14 protein-coding genes are annotated in these 16,187 nt (G+C 72.6%); 6 read left to right on the forward strand and 8 right to left on the reverse strand.

The window, feature by feature from the left end:
- Window positions 1–104: 104 nt before the first annotated feature.
- The gene (locus tag ABB07_RS37880; RefSeq protein WP_244189666.1) at window positions 105–1,067 is read left to right on the forward strand and encodes an FAD-dependent oxidoreductase; all 963 of its coding nucleotides are present in this window, start codon (window positions 105–107) and stop codon (window positions 1,065–1,067) included.
- On the opposite strand, the gene ABB07_RS37885 is transcribed toward ABB07_RS37880, so the two are convergent.
- From ABB07_RS37885 to ABB07_RS37920, 8 genes are all read right to left on the reverse strand, one after another.
- Window positions 1,057–2,274 carry a GNAT family N-acetyltransferase gene (locus ABB07_RS37885; protein ID WP_208902957.1) on the reverse strand — a complete coding sequence of 406 codons (1,218 nt, stop codon included), beginning with the start codon at window positions 2,272–2,274 and terminating at the stop codon, window positions 1,057–1,059. The genes ABB07_RS37880 and ABB07_RS37885 overlap by 11 nt on opposite strands.
- 184 nt (window positions 2,275–2,458) lie before the next feature.
- Complete coding sequence (locus ABB07_RS37890) at window positions 2,459–3,892, reverse strand: aminobutyraldehyde dehydrogenase (protein WP_208902958.1); 1,434 nt, start codon at window positions 3,890–3,892, stop codon at window positions 2,459–2,461.
- Window positions 3,885–5,195, reverse strand: coding sequence for a flavin monoamine oxidase family protein (locus ABB07_RS37895; protein ID WP_208902959.1), 1,311 nt, complete (start codon window positions 5,193–5,195; stop codon window positions 3,885–3,887). Before ABB07_RS37895 ends, ABB07_RS37890 begins: the two co-directional genes overlap by 8 nt.
- Before the next feature lie 27 nt (window positions 5,196–5,222).
- Window positions 5,223–6,293 (reverse strand): ABC transporter ATP-binding protein, encoded by a 1,071-nt coding sequence (locus ABB07_RS37900; protein ID WP_208902960.1) that lies wholly within the window; start codon window positions 6,291–6,293, stop codon window positions 5,223–5,225.
- A gap of 3 nt (window positions 6,294–6,296) precedes the next feature.
- Window positions 6,297–7,178 (reverse strand): ABC transporter permease, encoded by an 882-nt coding sequence (locus tag ABB07_RS37905; protein ID WP_208902961.1) that lies wholly within the window; start codon window positions 7,176–7,178, stop codon window positions 6,297–6,299.
- Window positions 7,175–8,059, reverse strand: a complete 885-nt coding sequence (locus ABB07_RS37910; RefSeq protein ID WP_208902962.1) for an ABC transporter permease — start codon at window positions 8,057–8,059, stop codon at window positions 7,175–7,177. Before ABB07_RS37910 ends, ABB07_RS37905 begins: the two co-directional genes overlap by 4 nt.
- A 1-nt stretch (window position 8,060) precedes the next feature.
- The gene (locus tag ABB07_RS37915; RefSeq protein WP_208902963.1) at window positions 8,061–9,185 is read right to left on the reverse strand and encodes a polyamine ABC transporter substrate-binding protein; all 1,125 of its coding nucleotides are present in this window, start codon (window positions 9,183–9,185) and stop codon (window positions 8,061–8,063) included.
- A gap of 159 nt (window positions 9,186–9,344) precedes the next feature.
- Complete coding sequence (locus tag ABB07_RS37920) at window positions 9,345–10,520, reverse strand: aromatic ring-hydroxylating oxygenase subunit alpha (protein ID WP_208902964.1); 1,176 nt, start codon at window positions 10,518–10,520, stop codon at window positions 9,345–9,347.
- A gap of 394 nt (window positions 10,521–10,914) precedes the next feature.
- On the opposite strand from ABB07_RS37920, the gene ABB07_RS37925 reads away from it, so the two are divergent.
- The 5 genes from ABB07_RS37925 (at window position 10,915) to ABB07_RS37945 (ending at window position 16,112) form a co-directional block, all read left to right on the forward strand.
- A complete protein-coding gene (locus ABB07_RS37925; protein WP_208902965.1) occupies window positions 10,915–11,340 on the forward strand; it encodes a hypothetical protein in 426 nt (141 codons plus the stop codon).
- Window positions 11,337–12,593 (forward strand): NADH-ubiquinone oxidoreductase-F iron-sulfur binding region domain-containing protein, encoded by a 1,257-nt coding sequence (locus ABB07_RS37930; RefSeq protein WP_208902966.1) that lies wholly within the window; start codon window positions 11,337–11,339, stop codon window positions 12,591–12,593. Before ABB07_RS37925 ends, ABB07_RS37930 begins: the two co-directional genes overlap by 4 nt.
- 61 nt (window positions 12,594–12,654) lie before the next feature.
- Window positions 12,655–12,846: a ferredoxin gene (locus tag ABB07_RS37935; RefSeq protein WP_208902967.1), complete on the forward strand. Its 192-nt coding sequence runs from the start codon at window positions 12,655–12,657 to the stop codon at window positions 12,844–12,846.
- Window position 12,847: 1 nt separating this feature from the next.
- Entirely contained in the window at window positions 12,848–14,902 is a 2,055-nt protein-coding gene (locus tag ABB07_RS37940; RefSeq protein WP_208902968.1) for an acetate--CoA ligase family protein, read from the forward strand.
- Window positions 14,903–14,939: 37 nt separating this feature from the next.
- Entirely contained in the window at window positions 14,940–16,112 is a 1,173-nt protein-coding gene (locus tag ABB07_RS37945) for an acyl-CoA dehydrogenase family protein (protein ID WP_208902969.1), read from the forward strand.
- Window positions 16,113–16,187: the final 75 nt, after the last annotated feature.

The raw sequence follows: 16,187 nt of genomic DNA on the forward strand, positions 1-16,187 counted from the left end.
TTACGGTGAGCGTCGCGATGTGTTCGTACAGTAACCCGCTGCGGCGCCGGGAGTCAGGCGAACGGATAGGCTCGGCATCGCGACGCGGAGAACGGAGGCGGGCATTGCAGGGCCGCGCGGTGGTGATCGGTGCCGGGGTCGCGGGGCTCACCACGGCCGTGTGTCTGGCGGAGTCGGGCTGGGACGTACGCGTGGACAGCGATCGGTGCCCCGGTGAGACGACCTCGGCAGCCGCGGGCGCCATGTGGGACCCGTATCTGGTCGAGCCGGCGCACCTGGTCGGCCCGTGGAGCAGGGAAACCCTGTCGGTCCTGACCGCGCTGAGCGACGACGCCGACACGGGAGTCCGGTTGCTGGAGGGCACCCACGAATCCCGTGCCCCGTGCGACATGCCGGCCTGGGGCAGCTCGGTCGGCGCTCGTGTCTGCGCACCGGACGAGCTCCACCCGGGCTTCGCCACAGGATGGCGGTATCGCGCCCCGGTCGTCGACATGCCCCGCTACCTCCGCTACCTCACCCGCCGGCTGGCCCGGGCCGGCGGGCGGATGCGCAGTCACCACTACAACACCCTTGACGAGGCGACCCGTGAAGCGCCGGTCGTCGTCAACTGTTCGGGGGTGGGCGCCCGGTCGCTGGCGGCGGACCCCGCCGTCGAGGCGGTGCGCGGCCAGCTCGTGGTGGTGGAGAACCCCGGCATCCGGTCGTTCTTCTGCGACGACACTCCGGGGGCCGCCGAACTCACCTACATCTACCCGCACTCCGAGGTGCTGGTCCTGGGCGGAACGTCGGAACGGGACACCTGGGACCTCCGGCCCGACGAGGCCGCCGCCCAGGAGATCATCCGGCGCTGCGCCGCCGTCGAGCCGTCGATCGCCGCGGCCCGGGTCATCACGCACCGGGTCGGCCTGCGGCCGGTCCGCGCGCGGGTCCGGCTCGGTGAAGAGACGCGCGAAGGCACGCGGCTGCTGCACAACTACGGTCATGGCGGAGCCGGACTGACGCTGTCCTGGGCCTGCGCCCGCGAGATCGCCGAGCGGGTTCGTGCGGGGGCGCCGCTCACTCCCTGATCTGCCACTGCCGGCGCTCCTCGATCCCGCTCTCCGGTCCTCTGCGGAAGAGATACAGCCAGGTCCGCGCCGCCAGCGTCGCCGTGAGGACCATGGTCCAGGGCCAACTGGTGACCCGCGCTGCCACCAGCACGGAACCAACCGTCGGGGAGACGGCCGTGAGCGCCATCAAGGCGACCTCACCGGGGCTGCGGTGGAACCGGCGGGCTATGGAGAACTCGGATCGCTCGTACCAGGCGAGGGCGGTGCTGATCACCACGGCGAGCACCGTGGTCGTCCAGGGGTCGTCGCTGACCTGTGCGTAGATGACGGGCAGCGAGATGAGCAAGGGAAACACGCCGCCGTACTCGGACAGTACGTTCCCCCATTTCATGATCCTGCCGAAGGAGTTGGAGCGGATCCGCGCGAGTTCACCGGAGGCGCTGGCATACACGACCAGAGAGAGCACGGTGCTGAACGTCGCCCCGATGAGCAGCAGGCGTACGTCGTCGGGGAACCGGCCGGAGGCGAAGGCGAAACCCAGCAGGAAGGTGATGGCGGCGAGTATCGAACCGGAGAAGGCGATGCCCGCGGCGGCTTCCCCGGACTGCAGAGTCGCCGGGTCGTCCCGCTCGAACCGGGCGACTTCGAAGGCGGGTTCACCGGCCAGCGTCACCAGGGCGGTCACGGCGTGGTCCGCCGGTGCCAGGGAATCGGTGAGCTGCTCGCGCGCACTGACGGGCACGAGATGCCGGGCGTCCGGGTCTATGTAGGCGACGCGCAACGTGTACTGATAGTGGATGTGGACGTCGTCGTCCGTACGGCCCGTGCGTATGACCCGCGTCCCTATGAAGCCTCCCTTCAGCAGAAGCCGTACCAGGGCCAGTTCGCCCGTCTTCGCCACGGCGGATATCAGCGGCGGTTCGTTCGGCCGCTGCGGGACCTCCTTCACCGTCTCGGCCAGGAGACGGGAGGCCATGCCCTGGCGGCGCATCCCGTCCCGGACCGATATCGCCGACAGGCGCACGTGCCCGGGCGCCGGCATTTCCGCGGCTATGCAGCCCACCACTTTCCCGTCTGCTTCGGCCACCCGCACCAGACCGCGCGCAATGGCGTCGGCGAGGAGTTCCGACGCCGGAACGACCACCGTGTCGCACGTGTCGGACAACAGGGAGTGGATGTCGGTCTGATCGTCCGGGCGGGCCACCCGGGTGGTCCATGCGGCCATGTCCCTCAGCTCCACTGGGCTCGGTGTCGGTGTGGAGTTCCGCGCTGCGGCGATCTTACCGAGCAACTGTCCAAGGACCAGCGGGCGTTGAATGCCCGACCGCTGCAGCTCGGGGAAGGGCGGACCACGTCGTGGCCGGCCGGGACCGCCCCTGGCGGCCGGGCCGGTCTTCTCGGCCACGTCGTCACAGCATGACGTGCTTGACCTGGGTGTAGTCGAGCAGGCCCGCGAGGGAGAGGTCGCTTCCGTAACCGGAGTGCCGTACGCCGCCGTGCGGCATCTCCGAGACGGTCGTGCCGTGGGTGTTGACCCAGACGATGCCGGTGCGCAGGGCCCGGCTCGCGCGCATCGCGCGGTCGTGGTCGCGGGTCCAGACGCTCGCGGCCAGCCCCTGCGGCACGGCGTTCGCCATGCGGACGGCGTCGGCCTCGTCGGCGAAGGGCTGGACGGTGACGACCGGCCCGAACACCTCGCTCCGCACGATCTCGTCCTCCTGCCGGGCTCCTGCCACCACCGTGGCCTCGTGGAAGTAGCCCGGACGCGGCGGGACCGTGCCTCCGGTGACGATCTCGGCATGCGCCGGAAGACGCCGCAACAGGCCGCGCACCGAGTCGAGTTGGGCCGCGTTGGCCAGTGGGCCGAAGTCGGCGCGGGCGTCGGCGGACGTGCCGGGCGTGCGCTGTGCGGCCCGCTTGGCGAAGGCGTCCAGGAAGGTGTCGTGGACGCGCCGGTGGACCAGGATCCTGGCGGCGGCCGTGCAGTCCTGACCCGCGTTGTAGAAGGACAGGTACGACAGCTGCTCGACCGCCTCGTCGAGATCGGCGTCCTCATGGATCAACACCGGTGCGTTCCCCCCGAGTTCGAGGTGGAGCCGCTTCAGGTCGGCCCCCGCCGCGGCCGCGATCTCCTGTCCGGCACGGACGCTGCCCGTGACGGCGACCAGCCGGGCGTGGGGGTGGGCGACCAGCAGGCGTCCGGTGTCCCGGTCGCCGCACACGACGTTGAGCACGCCCGGCGGCAGGTGCTCGGCGGCCAGCCGGGCGAGGAGCGTGGCGGTGGAGGGCGTGGAGTCGGACGGCTTCAGGACGACGGTGTTGCCCGCGGCCAGCGCCGGAGCGATCTTCCACACGGCCATCATCAGCGGGTAGTTCCAGGGCGTGATCTGGGCGCACACGCCCACCGGATCGCGGCGCAGGACGGAGGTGCGGCCCGGGGTGTACTCGGCGGCCGCGGCACCCGGCAGGTTCCGGGCCGCCCCGGCGAAGTACCGCAGCACGTCCACGATCGCGGGCAGTTCGTCCGCGAGGAAGAGGGCGCGCGGCTTGCCCGTGTCGGTCACCTCCGCGCGTGCCAGGGCGTCCGCCTCCCGTTCCACCGCGTCGGCGATGCGCAGCAGCGCGGTCTGCCGGTGCGCCGGTGTCGTGGCCGACCAGCGGTCGAAGGCGTCCTCGGCCGCCCGGCAGGCGGAGTCGACGTCCTCGGGTCCGGAGAGCGGGGCGAGCCCGTGCGGGAGTGCGGTCGCGGGGTCGATCAGTCGCAGGGTGGCTCCGGAGACGGCCGGAACGTCCTCGCCGGCGATGTGGTTGAGAACCGCCGTGAGGGCAGGGGTGTCAGCCATGGCGCAGTGCCTCCTCGGCGGCGGCGCGGCCGGTGCGGACGGCGCCTTCCATGTATCCGGCGACCCACTGGTCCGAGCCGCACACGTAGAACGGCGGTTCGTGGGTGCCGTGCAGCGGACCGACTGCCATGACCTCACCCGGTGGCCACTGGGTGACGTAGCCCTGCGTCCACGGGTCGGTGCCCCACAGCCGGAGGTGGCAGGCGGTCGGCCGGAGTGCCTCCTCGCCGAACATGGCGGCGATCTCGGCGAGCAGCTCCGGGGTGCGCAGCTGCGGCGGGGTGCCCAGCAGGACGCCGTAGCGCTCGGGTGGGATCAGCGCCGACAGCACGCCCTCGTTCTGCGGCCAGGTGCTGCCCAGGATCCCCTCCGTCTCGGACAGGCCGCTGAGGCCGTCGGCGCGCCAGAAGGGACCGTCGTAGACGGCGGCGAACTTCGCGGCGGTCGCCTGGCGTTGCCGGTGCAGCGAGGCCAGGCGGGCGTCGCTCACCCCTGTGATGTGGACCGACCGCAGCGGGCCCACCGGCAGCGCGCTCACCACGGCCGCCGCGGTGAGGACCTCGCCGGTGAGCAGGCGCACGGTGCACCGGCCGGGCCGCACGTCGACCGCGGCGACGGGCGCGCCGAGGCGGATGCGGGGGCCCAGCTCTCGCGCCATGACCTCGGCGAGGGTCGCCGACCCCGCCGCCAGGCGCAGCCCCTCCCAGGCGGCGTAGTCGTAGTCGCCGGCACCGGGCACCGCCGCGCTCTTGCGCAGCGCGGCCAGCAGCGAGATCCGCTCGTACGACCCGCCCGCCAGGGCCAGTTGGCCGATGTCCCACAGCCGTACCACGGCGGGCGCGGCATGACGGGAGCGCAGCCAGTCGGCGACGGACAGCCGGTCCAGGGCGGACGCCTCCGGGTGCGACCACGGGTCGTCGGGATCGACCGTCGCGGCGAGGTCGCCGAACTCCCTGCTCAGCCGCTCGTGCTGGGCCGCGTCGCCGGGGCCGAACCAGTGCGGGTCGCCGGCCGAGCGGCCCTCGGGTGTCGCGCGGGTGATGCGGCCGGGTTCGGCCACGTAGCTGGGCACCAGCTCCAGGCCGAGTTCCTTGGCGAGGCCGAGGTAGGCGGTGTGGGCGTGGCCGACCACTTCGCCGCCCAGCTGGACGGTGCGGCCGTCGGATGTGCGGGTCTGCTCGACCCGGCCGCCGACGCGGTCCCGGGCCTCCAGGACCAGCACGTCGGTGCCGGCCTGTGCCAGGTCCCGGGCGGCGGCGAGTCCGGCGAGGCCCGCGCCGAGCACGATCACGTCGTGATGCATCGCATTCGCTTTCGTCATGGGGCGGGGTCAGGCCAGGACCAGGCAGTGTTCGGGCCGCCAGCCGAACTCCACGGTCTCGCCGCCGCTCCAGCGGTCCTCCATGCGGGCGCGGGCCGTGTTCTGCTCCAGCACGGACAGCGTGACGCCCGGGGCGAGTTCGATCAGATAGGTGGTCGTCGGGCCGCTGTAGACCGTCTCGCGGATCACCCCGGACAGCACCGACATGCCCGGTTCGAAGTCCGACAGCCAGATCTTCTCGGGGCGCACGGACACGCTGACGGCGGTGCCGTCCGCGATGCCGCCGCGGCGGCCCACCGGCAGCGCGGGGCCCTGGTCCAGGGCGACTTCGCCACCCCGGTAGGTGCCGGTCATCAGGTTGGACGTGCCCATGAAGGAGGCCACGAACCGGCCGGCGGGGTGCTCGTAGACGTCCTCGGGGGTGCCGCACTGCTCGATGCGGCCCTCGTTCATCACGGCGATCCGGTCGGACATGGTCAGCGCCTCGTCCTGGTCGTGGGTGACGAAGACGAAGGTGATGCCGACCTCGCGCTGGATCTGCTTCAGCTCCACCTGCATCTGCCGGCGCAGCTTCAGGTCCAGGGCCGCCAGCGGCTCGTCGAGGAGCAGCACGGCCGGTCGGTTGACCAGCGCGCGGGCCAGGGCGACGCGCTGGCGCTGACCGCCGGAGAGCGTACGGGGCTTGCGGTCGGCGAGCCCGGTGAGCTGGACCAGCTCCAGCATCTCGCCGACGCGCTGCCGTATCTCCGCCTTGCCGGCGCCCTTGCGCCTGAGGCCGAAGGCGACGTTGTCGGCGACGCTCAGGTGGTCGAAGAGCGCGTAGCTCTGGAAGACCGTGTTGACGTTGCGCCGGTTCGGCGGCAGTGCGGTCACGTCCTCGCCGGCGAGCAGCACCGAGCCCTCGCTGGGGTCGCTGAACCCGCCGATCATGCGCAGCGTGGTGGTCTTGCCGCAGCCGGAGGGGCCCAGCAGGGAGAAGAAGTGGCCGGCCTCGATGTCGAGGTCGAGCCGGTGGACGGCGTAGGAGTCCGCGAACTGCTTGGAGACGCCGTCGAGGCGGACGGCGGGGGTCGCGTCCATGGGTCACTCTCCGGAGAGGATGTCGAGGCCGCCGCGGCGGCCGAAGAGGCGCGGGATGAAAAGGGCCAGGGCGATCAGGACGATGGAGCCCGCGAGCATCAGCGTGCCGACGGCGTTGATGGTGGGCTGCACCCCGAAGCGGATCGCCGAGTAGATCCGCACCGACAGCGGCTGCGGGTCCACACCGGTGGTGAAGTAGGCGAGGACGAAGTCGTCGAAGACGAGCGCGAAGATCAGTACGGCGCTGGCCAGGACGGCGGGCAGCAGGGCGGGCAGGGTCACCAGGCGCACCGCCTGCCAGCGGGTGGCGCCGAGGTCCATGGCGGCCTCCTCCACCTCCGGGTTCAGCGCGGCGACCCGGGAGCGGAGGATGACGGTGACGTAGGAGATGGAGAACGTGATCTCGGCGAGCATCACCGTCGATGTGGACAGGGCCACGCCCAGGCCCTTGAAGAGCAGCATCGAGGCGACGCCGGTGACGATTTCCGGCGTGATGAGCGGCACCAGCATGATCAGTCCGGACAGTGAGCCGAGCCGGGTGCGGCAGCGCACCAGGCCGAGGGCGAGCGCCGCCCCGAGGACGACCGAACCGGCCATCGCCACCAGGGAGATCCGCAGGCTGGTGCTCAGCGAGGAGAGCAGGACGTCGTCGTGGGCGAAGGCGCGGTACCAGCGCAGGCTGAACCCGCCGAAGACGGTCAGGGACTTCTTGGTGTTGAAGGAGAACAGGGCGACGACGGCGATGGGCAGGTAGAGCAGGGCGAAGAAGAGCGCGGTGACGGCGACGAGGAACCGGGGCTTGCGGTCGGCGCGGCCGCGTCGTGTGCGGGTCCGGGCGGCCGGCCGGTCGGGGGCGGTGGCGGAGGGCAGGCGCAGCAGGGTCATCGGCGGGCCTCCGCCTCGTCCTTGCGGGTGCGGCGCAGGTAGCCGAACATCCCGATCAGCAGCACCAGCATCAGCAGCATGGTGAGCGCGGAGCCCAGTGGCCAGTTCTGGCCCTGGAAGAACTTGTCCTGGATGAGGTTGCCGATCATGATCTGGTCCGGGCCTCCCATGAGCTGTGCGCTGACGAAGTCGCCCATGGCGGGCAGGAAGACCAGGACGAGCCCGGCCGCCGCGCCCTGCCGGGTGGCGGGCAGGGTGACGTAGAAGAAGGTGCGGACCGGGCCGCCGTACAGGTCGCGGCCGGCCTCGATGAGGGAGACGTCGAGCCGTTCCAGGGCCGCGTACAGGGGGATGATCATGAAGACGACGAAGCCGTAGACGAGTCCCGCGACCACACCGGCGCCGGTGTTGAGGATCTTCGTGCCGCCGTCGGCGAGTCCCACCGCGCGCAGGGCCCGCAGCACGGGGCCGTCGTCGGAGAGGACCACCGACCAGCCGTACATGCGGACGAGGTAGTTGGCGAAGAACGGCACCACGATCGCGGCGATCAGCGCGTGCTTGTAGCGTCCGCCGTGCAGGGCGATGGTGTACGCCACCGGGTAGGCGACGATCAGGCAGATCAGGCAGGTCAGTACGGCGTAGCCGAGGGAACGGGCGAGGACCTCGGTGTAGGCGGGGTCGGCGAGGGCGCGTACGGCGGACAGGTCGAAGCCGAAGCGCGGGTTGCCGAGCTCGTCGGTGGTGCCCACGGCGAGGACGCCGACCAGGACCAGCGAGGCGATCAGGAACCCGGTCATCCACAGCGTGCCGGGCAGCATGAGCCAGGTCCACATGCGGGCGCCGGTGGCGTCGGAGCCCCTGCGGCGCGGGAGGAGTGCCATGTCAGCCCGCCTTCACATGGGTCCAGGCGGTGTCGCGGGCGTCCTCCGCCGCGCGGCCGCCGTTGCGGAAGAACAGATCCGCCCTCAGGTCCTCCTCGGTGACGAGGCACTCGGGGAACGGCTTGACCAGCTCGGCGTACGTCTTCTCGGTGCCGGGCACCGGCATCGGGTAGCCGATGTACTCGATGTTCTTCTTCACGTTCTCCGGCCGCAGCATGTAGTCGATGAACAGCATCGCGGTGCCGGGGTGCGGGGCGTTCCACGGGATGGCGTAGCAGTCGGAGTTGATCGGCGTGCCCTCCTTCGGGGCCTCGAAGCCGAACACGGAGGGGTCCTTGGCCTGGTTGAGCATGGCGGCCATGTCGCCGCTCCAGGCCTGGGTCATCAGCGCGTTGCCGTTGAGGAGGTTGTTGTAGCTGTCGCTGGAGAAGCCGCGCAGCCGGGGGCGCAGCGTGCCCAGCAGGGAGGTGATGCGGCCGAGGTCATGCGGGTCGCCGGTGCTGACGCCCAGGCCGAGTTCGAGGGCGCCCATGCCGAGGACCTCGTCGCGGTCGTCCAGCAGGAAGACCTTGCCCCTGACCTCGTCGCTCCACAGGTCCCGCCAGGAGCCGGTCAGTTCGCCGACCCTGTCGCGGCGCCAGCCGATGCCGGTCTTGTACGCGGTGAAGGGGACGGTGTGCGCGGAGCCGGGGTCGTACCACGGGTCCGCGAAGTAGGTGTACGTGCCGAATATGGCCTGGGCGTGGGGGAGTTGGGTGTGGTCGATACGGCGCAGCCGGCCTCCGCGCACCAGGCGCTGGGCCCATTTGGCGCTCGGGAAGATGATGTCGTAGCGGTTGCCCGCGTTGAGCTTGGCGACCATGCCTTCCATCGAGTCGAAGTTCGACTGCACGACCGTGACGCCGTACTCCTTCTCGAAGCCCTTGAACACGGACGGGTCGACGTAGTCGGCCCAGTTGAAGTAGACGAGATCGCCGTCGACGCGCGCCTTGACCGGGGCGAGCTGCTGGGCGCTGGGCGACTTCGCGGGCATGAACCCGCAGCCGCCGGCCGCGGCGCCGAGCAGGCCGCAGGCGACCGCCCGCAGCACGGCGCGTCGGTTCGGTGGAAGTACCTCGGGGGACATGGATGTCCTCTCCGTCGAGCAACGGCACAACTCCAGGGCTGGACCGGCTGGTCGGCTCACCACGGGCCCTGACTCCGTGGGGAAGACCGGTCTGGGGAGGTGCGAGGATGCGTCAGCGGGGGAGGGGTAAGTACGTCCTGAGGGTCGTGGCGTACGGTGTCACCGCTGTCCCCCCTCCAGGTCGCCGCGGACCCGGCGGGCGAACCAGCCGACGGCGGCCTCGCGCTCCGAGAGCGGACCCGGCTCGAAACCGGGCGTGCTCAGCCCCGCCTGCACGCGCTCCACCAGCTCGGCGTCCTCGTCGTTGGTGACCCAGCCGATGTGGATGTTCAGCCGGCGGGCCAGCCTGGTGCGGACGCTCTCCCCGTGCTTGGTATAGAAGGCGCCGGGGATCGCCGCCCGGTCCTGGGCGGTGGGCAGGGCGGTCCACGCGAGCACGTGGTCAGGGTAGAAGTCGATCAGCGTGTTGGGATAGATCACGGCGTACCGCCACACGCGCCGGTCGGCCTCGGTGAGTCCCGGCATGGGGGTCGCCAGCCGCTGGTAGAGCCGCTCGGTCCAGTTCGAGGAGGGCTTGTCGCGCAGCCGTGACTCGAACAGGACGTAGTTCTCCTGAACGTCCGCCGTGTACGCCTGGTAGTCCAGCAGCCGCATGAGCGCGGGATGGGCGACGGGGACGTGGTAGCCCTCCAGATAGTTGTCGACGATCACCTTCCAGTTGGCGTTCTGCTGCTCGCAGCGCACCAGGTCGTGGATGCGGTGCCTGCCGACGGGCACGAGGCCGGGCCCGGCGTAGCGGCCGACGGCCCGGGCGAGCCCGGCACAGGTCTCGGCGAGCGGGGTCGCCTCCATGTCGAGGTTGACGAAGACGAAGCCCAGGAAGGACTCCACGTTCACCGGGTGCAGGCCGAGCCGGGGCTTGTCCAGGCAGGGGATGCGGCGTGCCTCCGGCGCGCCCACGAGGCGTCCGTCGAGCTTGTAGGTCCAGCCGTGGTAGGGGCAGCGGATCGCCTTGCCCGCCGGTTCCGGGGCGGCGACCAGGCGGGTGCCGCGGTGCCGGCAGACGTTGAGGTGGGCGGCGAGGCCGCCGTCCTCGGTCCGGACGACCAGCACCTCCCGGCCGGCCGCGGTCGCGGTGAGCCGCGCGCCGGGGCCGGGGAGGTCGGATTCGTGGCAGACGAGCTGCCAGGACTTGGCGAAGATGCGGTCGGTCTCGCTCTCGGCGATGGCCGGATCCGTGTAGTAGCGGGCGGGGAGCGCTTCCCCGGGATGCTCGGCCTGCGGCCCCGGTGGGGCGGCAGGCACGGCGGCGTCCCGCGTGGTCGAGGGGTTCATCAGGTCCTCCTCCGCGCCGCGGGGGCGGCGATGGGCGGTGAGGCTGGGCCCCGGAAGGACGGCGGGCGGCAGCGCACGGCGGCGCCGGCCTGCCGGGCTTCCGGCTGACTAATTGGTTAGTCAGAGTGGGTCCGGCGGATCGGCAAGTCAAGACTTGTGGGCTGACTAATTAGTTAGTTAGTCTCGTGGCAGGCGGATGGCCAGGGCAAACGGCCCGGCCGCGCGCCTCGCACCGGTCCGGACCCCGCTGGTCCACCGTGCACGCCCCGAGGACCTGCACCCCCCGCACACGCTCCCCGCCCCGACTCGTCCGGCGCCGGAGCACCTCCCGTCCACGCCATCGCCGCGCACCCGTTTCCGGCCGTCCGGAACCGGCGCGACCCCGGAGGCACGCATGAGCGCTCGCCGAAGTCTGGTCTGGCTCGGTCTCACGCCCGAGCCGGAACAGGAACTGCCCGCCGCGGTGGCCGCCCTGCGCGCCCCGGCGACAGGCCGGCCGCCGGCGGCCCTGGTCACCGCCGAACGACGCCGGGTCGAGCGGCTGGTCCTGCGCGGCACCCAGCGGGGCTGGCTGCGCTACCTGAGCGAAGTCACCGACCTGGTCGTCGAGGCCGCGGCGGCATCACCGGCCGCCGACCCCGGGGCGGCGCTGCTGGCCGGCGAGGTCGTTCTCGACCACCACCGCATGCTGATCGGCCTGCCCGGCGCCGCCTACACGCGCACCGCCGCCCAACGACAGGCCCTGGAAGGGGCGTTGGCACGCCTGCGGCACCGCCGTCCCGCCCTGCCCGGCCACTCCGAGCCCAGGAGCACCGTATGACCGGCGTCTTCTCCCTCCTCCCCGGCGGACAGCCCGGCCTGCTCGTCTCGCCGGTGTTCGGTGCCGAGCCGTGCCACGGGGTCGAGGACCTCGCCCGCTACCTCGCCGCAGGCGGGTACACCCCGCTGACCCCGCGCGACCGGCTGCCCGAGAGGATCGCCGCCGTCGCACTGCGCGGCCGCGGGGGCGCCGGCTTCCCCACCGCCGTGAAACTGCGGGCCGTCCGCGACGCCCCCGGCAGGCCCGTCGTCGTCGCCAACGGCGAGGAGGGCGAGCCCGGCTCCGTCAAGGACCGGTGGCTGCTGCGCCACCGGCCGCATCTGGTCCTGGACGGCCTGCGCCTGACGGCGGCCATGACCGGTGCCGCCCGCGGCGTCGTCTACCTCGCGGACGCCCTCGCCGAGCAGGCCGTCCTGCGGGCCCTCGCCGAACGCCCCACCGACCCGCCCGTCGACGTCGTACGCACCGAGCACACCTACGTGGCGGGGGAGGAGACGGCCGTCGTACGGCGCATCGACGGCGGCCCGGCCCTGCCCATGGCGAAGCCACCGCGCCCCTTCGAGGCGGGAGTCGGCGGCGCCCCCACCCTGGTCGCCAACGTGGAGACACTGGCACGGATCGCGCTCATCCACGCGTGCCCCGACGCGGCGGCCGCCGTCGCCGGTGCCCACCTGGTGACCCTCTCGGGACCGGCCGGTTCCGGAGCCGCGCTGGCCGAGGTGCCCGCCGGCACACACCTGAAGGTCCTCGCCGACCTGACCGGACACGGCAGGGCCCCGGCGGTCCTCCTCGGCGGCCTGTTCGGCGGGCTGTACGGCACGGGCTGGACGGACCTCCGGCTCGACCACGACCGGCTGAAGGCGGTCGGCGGCGCGCTCGGCTGCGCGGCGCTGCACTTTCCGCACCCCGAGGACTGCCCGGTCGCCGTGGCCGTCGAGGCCGCCGCCTACCTCGCCGCCCAGAGCGCCCGCCAGTGCGGGGTGTGCGTCTCGGGCACCGGCGCGCTGGCCCGGACCCTCGCCGCCGCCGCACGCGGCGGTGCGGACCACGACCCGACCGGCCGGCTGCGCCGCTGGTCGGCGCAACTGCCCGGCCGAGGGGCCTGCGGGCTGCTCGATGCCGCCGCCCGCGTCGTCGCCACCCTCCTCGCCCACTTCCCCGACCGGATCGACGCCCACCGCGACGCCGGCTGCCACGCCTGCCACGGCGAGCAGCCGGAGGACGGCCGCCGGTTCACGGTGCCGGTGCCCTGACCCGAAACCCCGCCCCACCCCGTCGAGCCGCCGGACCCCGGCGCACCGAAAGGACCGCACCATGAAACTCCTGCTGGACTCCACCCGCTGCCAGGGCTACGGCCTCTGCCAGGAACCCGCCCCGGAACTGATCGACATCGATGACTGGGGTTACGCGCAGGTGCGGGTCCACGACGTGCCGCCCGGCAGTGAGGACGCCGCCGAGGCCGCCGTCGCCGCCTGCCCCAACTCCGCCCTGAAGCTGGTGAAGTGACGTGGGACGCGACCTCACCGCACTCTTCGACCCCGTCTCCGTCGCCGTCGTGGGAGCCAGCGACGACCCGGCCAAGTACGGCCACGCGATCGCCGCCCAGGCGCTGCGGGCCAACGGCCGCCGGCCCGTCCACCTGGTCAACCGCCGCGGTGGCACGGTGCTCGGCAAGACCGCGGCCCCCACCCTGAGCGCGATCGGCGACGTGGTCGACCTGGCGGTGGTCTCCGTGCCCGCGGCCGCCTTCGAGGACGCCGTCGACGAGGCCCTGCGGTGCGGGGCCCGGGCGATCGTCGCGATCACCGCGGGCTTCGCGGAGACCGGCGAGGCGGGGCGCACCCGCCAGCAGGCCGTCGCCGAACGCGTACGCGCCGCCGGTGCCGTACTGGTCGGGCCCAACTGCCTCGGGCTCGCCGACAACACCACGGACCTCTTCCTGACCTCCGACACCTTCACCCCGGGCGGGGTCGCCCTCCTCAGCCAGAGCGGCAACCTGGCTCTGGAGCTCCAGCTCCGCTTCCGGCCGCACGCGCTCGGCTTCTCCCGCTTCGTCTCCCTGGGAAACCAGGCCGACGTCACGCTCGTCGACCTGCTCGCCGACTGCGCCCGGCACGAGGGCACCCGGGCCATCGCGGTCTACGCGGAGGACTTCGCCGACGGACGCGCCTTCGCCGAGGCGGCCGCAGCGGCCGGGAAACCCGTGGCGCTCCTCACCGGCGGACGCGGCGACGCCTCCGCGCGCAGCGCCCAGTCGCACACCGGCGCCCTGACCACCTCGGCCGACGTGGTGGCCGCCGCCTGCCGGGACGCCGGTGTGGAACTCGTCGCCACCCCGCGTGAACTCGCCGTCGTACTGGCCGCGTTGACGGGTGGACGCAGGGCGGACGGCCACCGTGTCGCCGTGCTCACGGACGGCGGCGGCCACGGCGTCGTCGCCGCCGACGCCGCCGAGACGGCCGGGCTGACCGTCCCCGAACTCCACGAGCCGACCCGCGCACGCCTGCGTACGGCCCTGTGGGAGCAGTCGGCCGTCAGCAACCCGGTGGACCTCGCGGGTATGGGCGAACAGGACCCGGGCTCGTACGCGGAGACCGTCGCCGCGCTGCTGGCGGCCGAGGAGGTCGACGCCGTCCTGATGACCGGCTACTTCGGCGGCTACGCGGCCGCCGAGGGCGGGCTCGGGGGAGGGGGTACGGCGCTGGCGGCCGGGGAGCAGGAGGCCGCGCGCCTCATCGCGGCCCGGCACCGGGCCACCGCCAAGCCCCTCGTGGTGCAGTCGATGTATCCCGATTCGCCCAGCTGCCGCACCCTCGTCGCCGCCGGCGTCCCGGTCTTCGCCGGCACCGAGGACGCCGCTCGCGCCCTCGCCGCCAGCGCACCCGGCGCACCGCGCACCGGTGTTCCGCCCCTGCCCCGTCCCGCCGCCCCCCTGCCCGAAAGCGGCTATCTGCAGACCCGCCGCGCCCTCGAAGCGGCCGGAGTGGCCTTCCCCGCCGCCCGGGAGATCCACGACGAGACGGAACTGCTCGCGGCGACCGGGGAGTTCGGCGGCCCCTACGTCCTCAAGGCCCTCCACCTGCTGCACAAGACCGACGCGGGCGGTGTCGCGCTGGGCCTGGCCGGACCGGACGAACTGCTCGCCGCCTTCCGCGAGATGCACGCCCGGCTCGGCGCCCCCTCCTACTCCGTCGAGGCCATGGCGGACACGACCGACGGTGTCGAGCTGATCGTCGGCGTCAACCGGGACCCGCGCTTCGGCCCGGTCGCCATGGTGGGGCTGGGCGGAGTGCTGGCCGAGGCCCTGCGCGACATCGCCTTCGCCCTGGCCCCGGTACCCGCCGACCGCGCCCTGCGGCTGCTGCGCGGACTGCGCACCGCCGCCCTGCTCGACGGGACGCGCGGCAGACCCGCCGTCGACATCACCGCGGCCGCCGCTGCCGTGGAGACGATCACCTCCTTCGCCGCCGCCCACCCGGAGATCGCCGAGCTCGAGGTCAACCCCCTGCTCGTGCGCCCCCATGGAGTCCTCGCCCTCGACTCCCGCGCCGTACTCGCCTGACCCGACTTCCCTTTGCGACTCGACCGAAGAGGCCCCCATGGACATGCGCTACACCCCAGAACAAGCCGACCTGAAGCGCCGCGCCGCCGACTACGCACGCCTGCTGATGCGCCACGAGGACCAGTCCGAGCAGGCCGGCGGCCCGCTGCCGCAGCAGCTCGTCACCGAGCTCACCCGGGCCGCCATGGACGCCGGCGTCTACGCCATCAACATGCCCGCCGAGTGGGGCGGAGCCGGCCTCTCCCTCCTCGACCAGGTCATCGTGGAGGAGGAGTTCGGCAAGGTCACCAACTGCCTCTGGGACATCCCCTGGCGGCCGGCCAACGTCCTCGCGTACGGCGACGAGCGGCAGCGCGAGAAGTACCTGCTGCCCGTGATCCGGGGCGAGAGGTTCGACGCGTTCGCGGTCACCGAGCCGGGCGCCGGATCGGACCCCTCCTCCGGCACCTCCACGGCCACCCGCACCGACGGCGGCTGGCTGCTCAACGGGGAGAAGTGGTTCGTCACCTGCGGCGACATCGCCGACTTCCTGCTGGTGCAGGCGGACGCCGGCCCCGAGCGGCTGCCCACCCTCTTCTTCGTCGACAAGGCCGCGCCCGGCGTGGAGATGACGCGTGTCCCGCGCTTCATGCACTCCGCGGTCAACGGGCATCCCGAGTTCACCTTCACCGACGTCTTCGTGGCCGACGAGGACGTGCTGGGCGGCGTCGGCAAGGGCTATGAGCTGACCAAGGAATGGTTCACCGACGAACGCCTGATGATCGCCGCGCGTACCGTCGGCGCCGCCGAGCGCGCCCTGCAGCTCGCGCGCGACTGGGCGGTGGAGCGGGAGCAGTTCGGGGCACCCATCGCCTCGTACCAGCTGATCCAGGGCATGCTCGCGGACTGCGCGGTGGACATCGCGGTCAACCGCGCCTACACCCACCAGGTCGCCTGGGAGGCCGACCAGCCGGACACCGACCGCAAGACGCTGCACGCCAAGGCCGCCACCGCCAAGCTCGCCGCCAGCGAGGCCGCCGGCCGGGTCGCCGACCGCTGCCTGCAGATCTTCGGCGGCCGGGGCTACGACCGCACCCACCCCGTCGAGCGCATGTACCGGGAGCTGCGTGTCGACCGGATCTGGGAGGGCACGTCCGAGATCCAGCGGCTGATCATCGCCAACGAGCTGATCAAGCGCGGCACCCGGACCCTGGCCCTGCCCACGCACTGACACCGGCCACGCGCCGAAACCCGCCACGCACCGACCCCGGCACGCACGGACACCGGCCACCCGCCGAAACCCGGC

The organism is Streptomyces incarnatus (assembly GCF_001027185.1).
GTDB classification, from domain to species: Bacteria; Actinomycetota; Actinomycetes; order Streptomycetales; family Streptomycetaceae; genus Streptomyces; species Streptomyces puniciscabiei.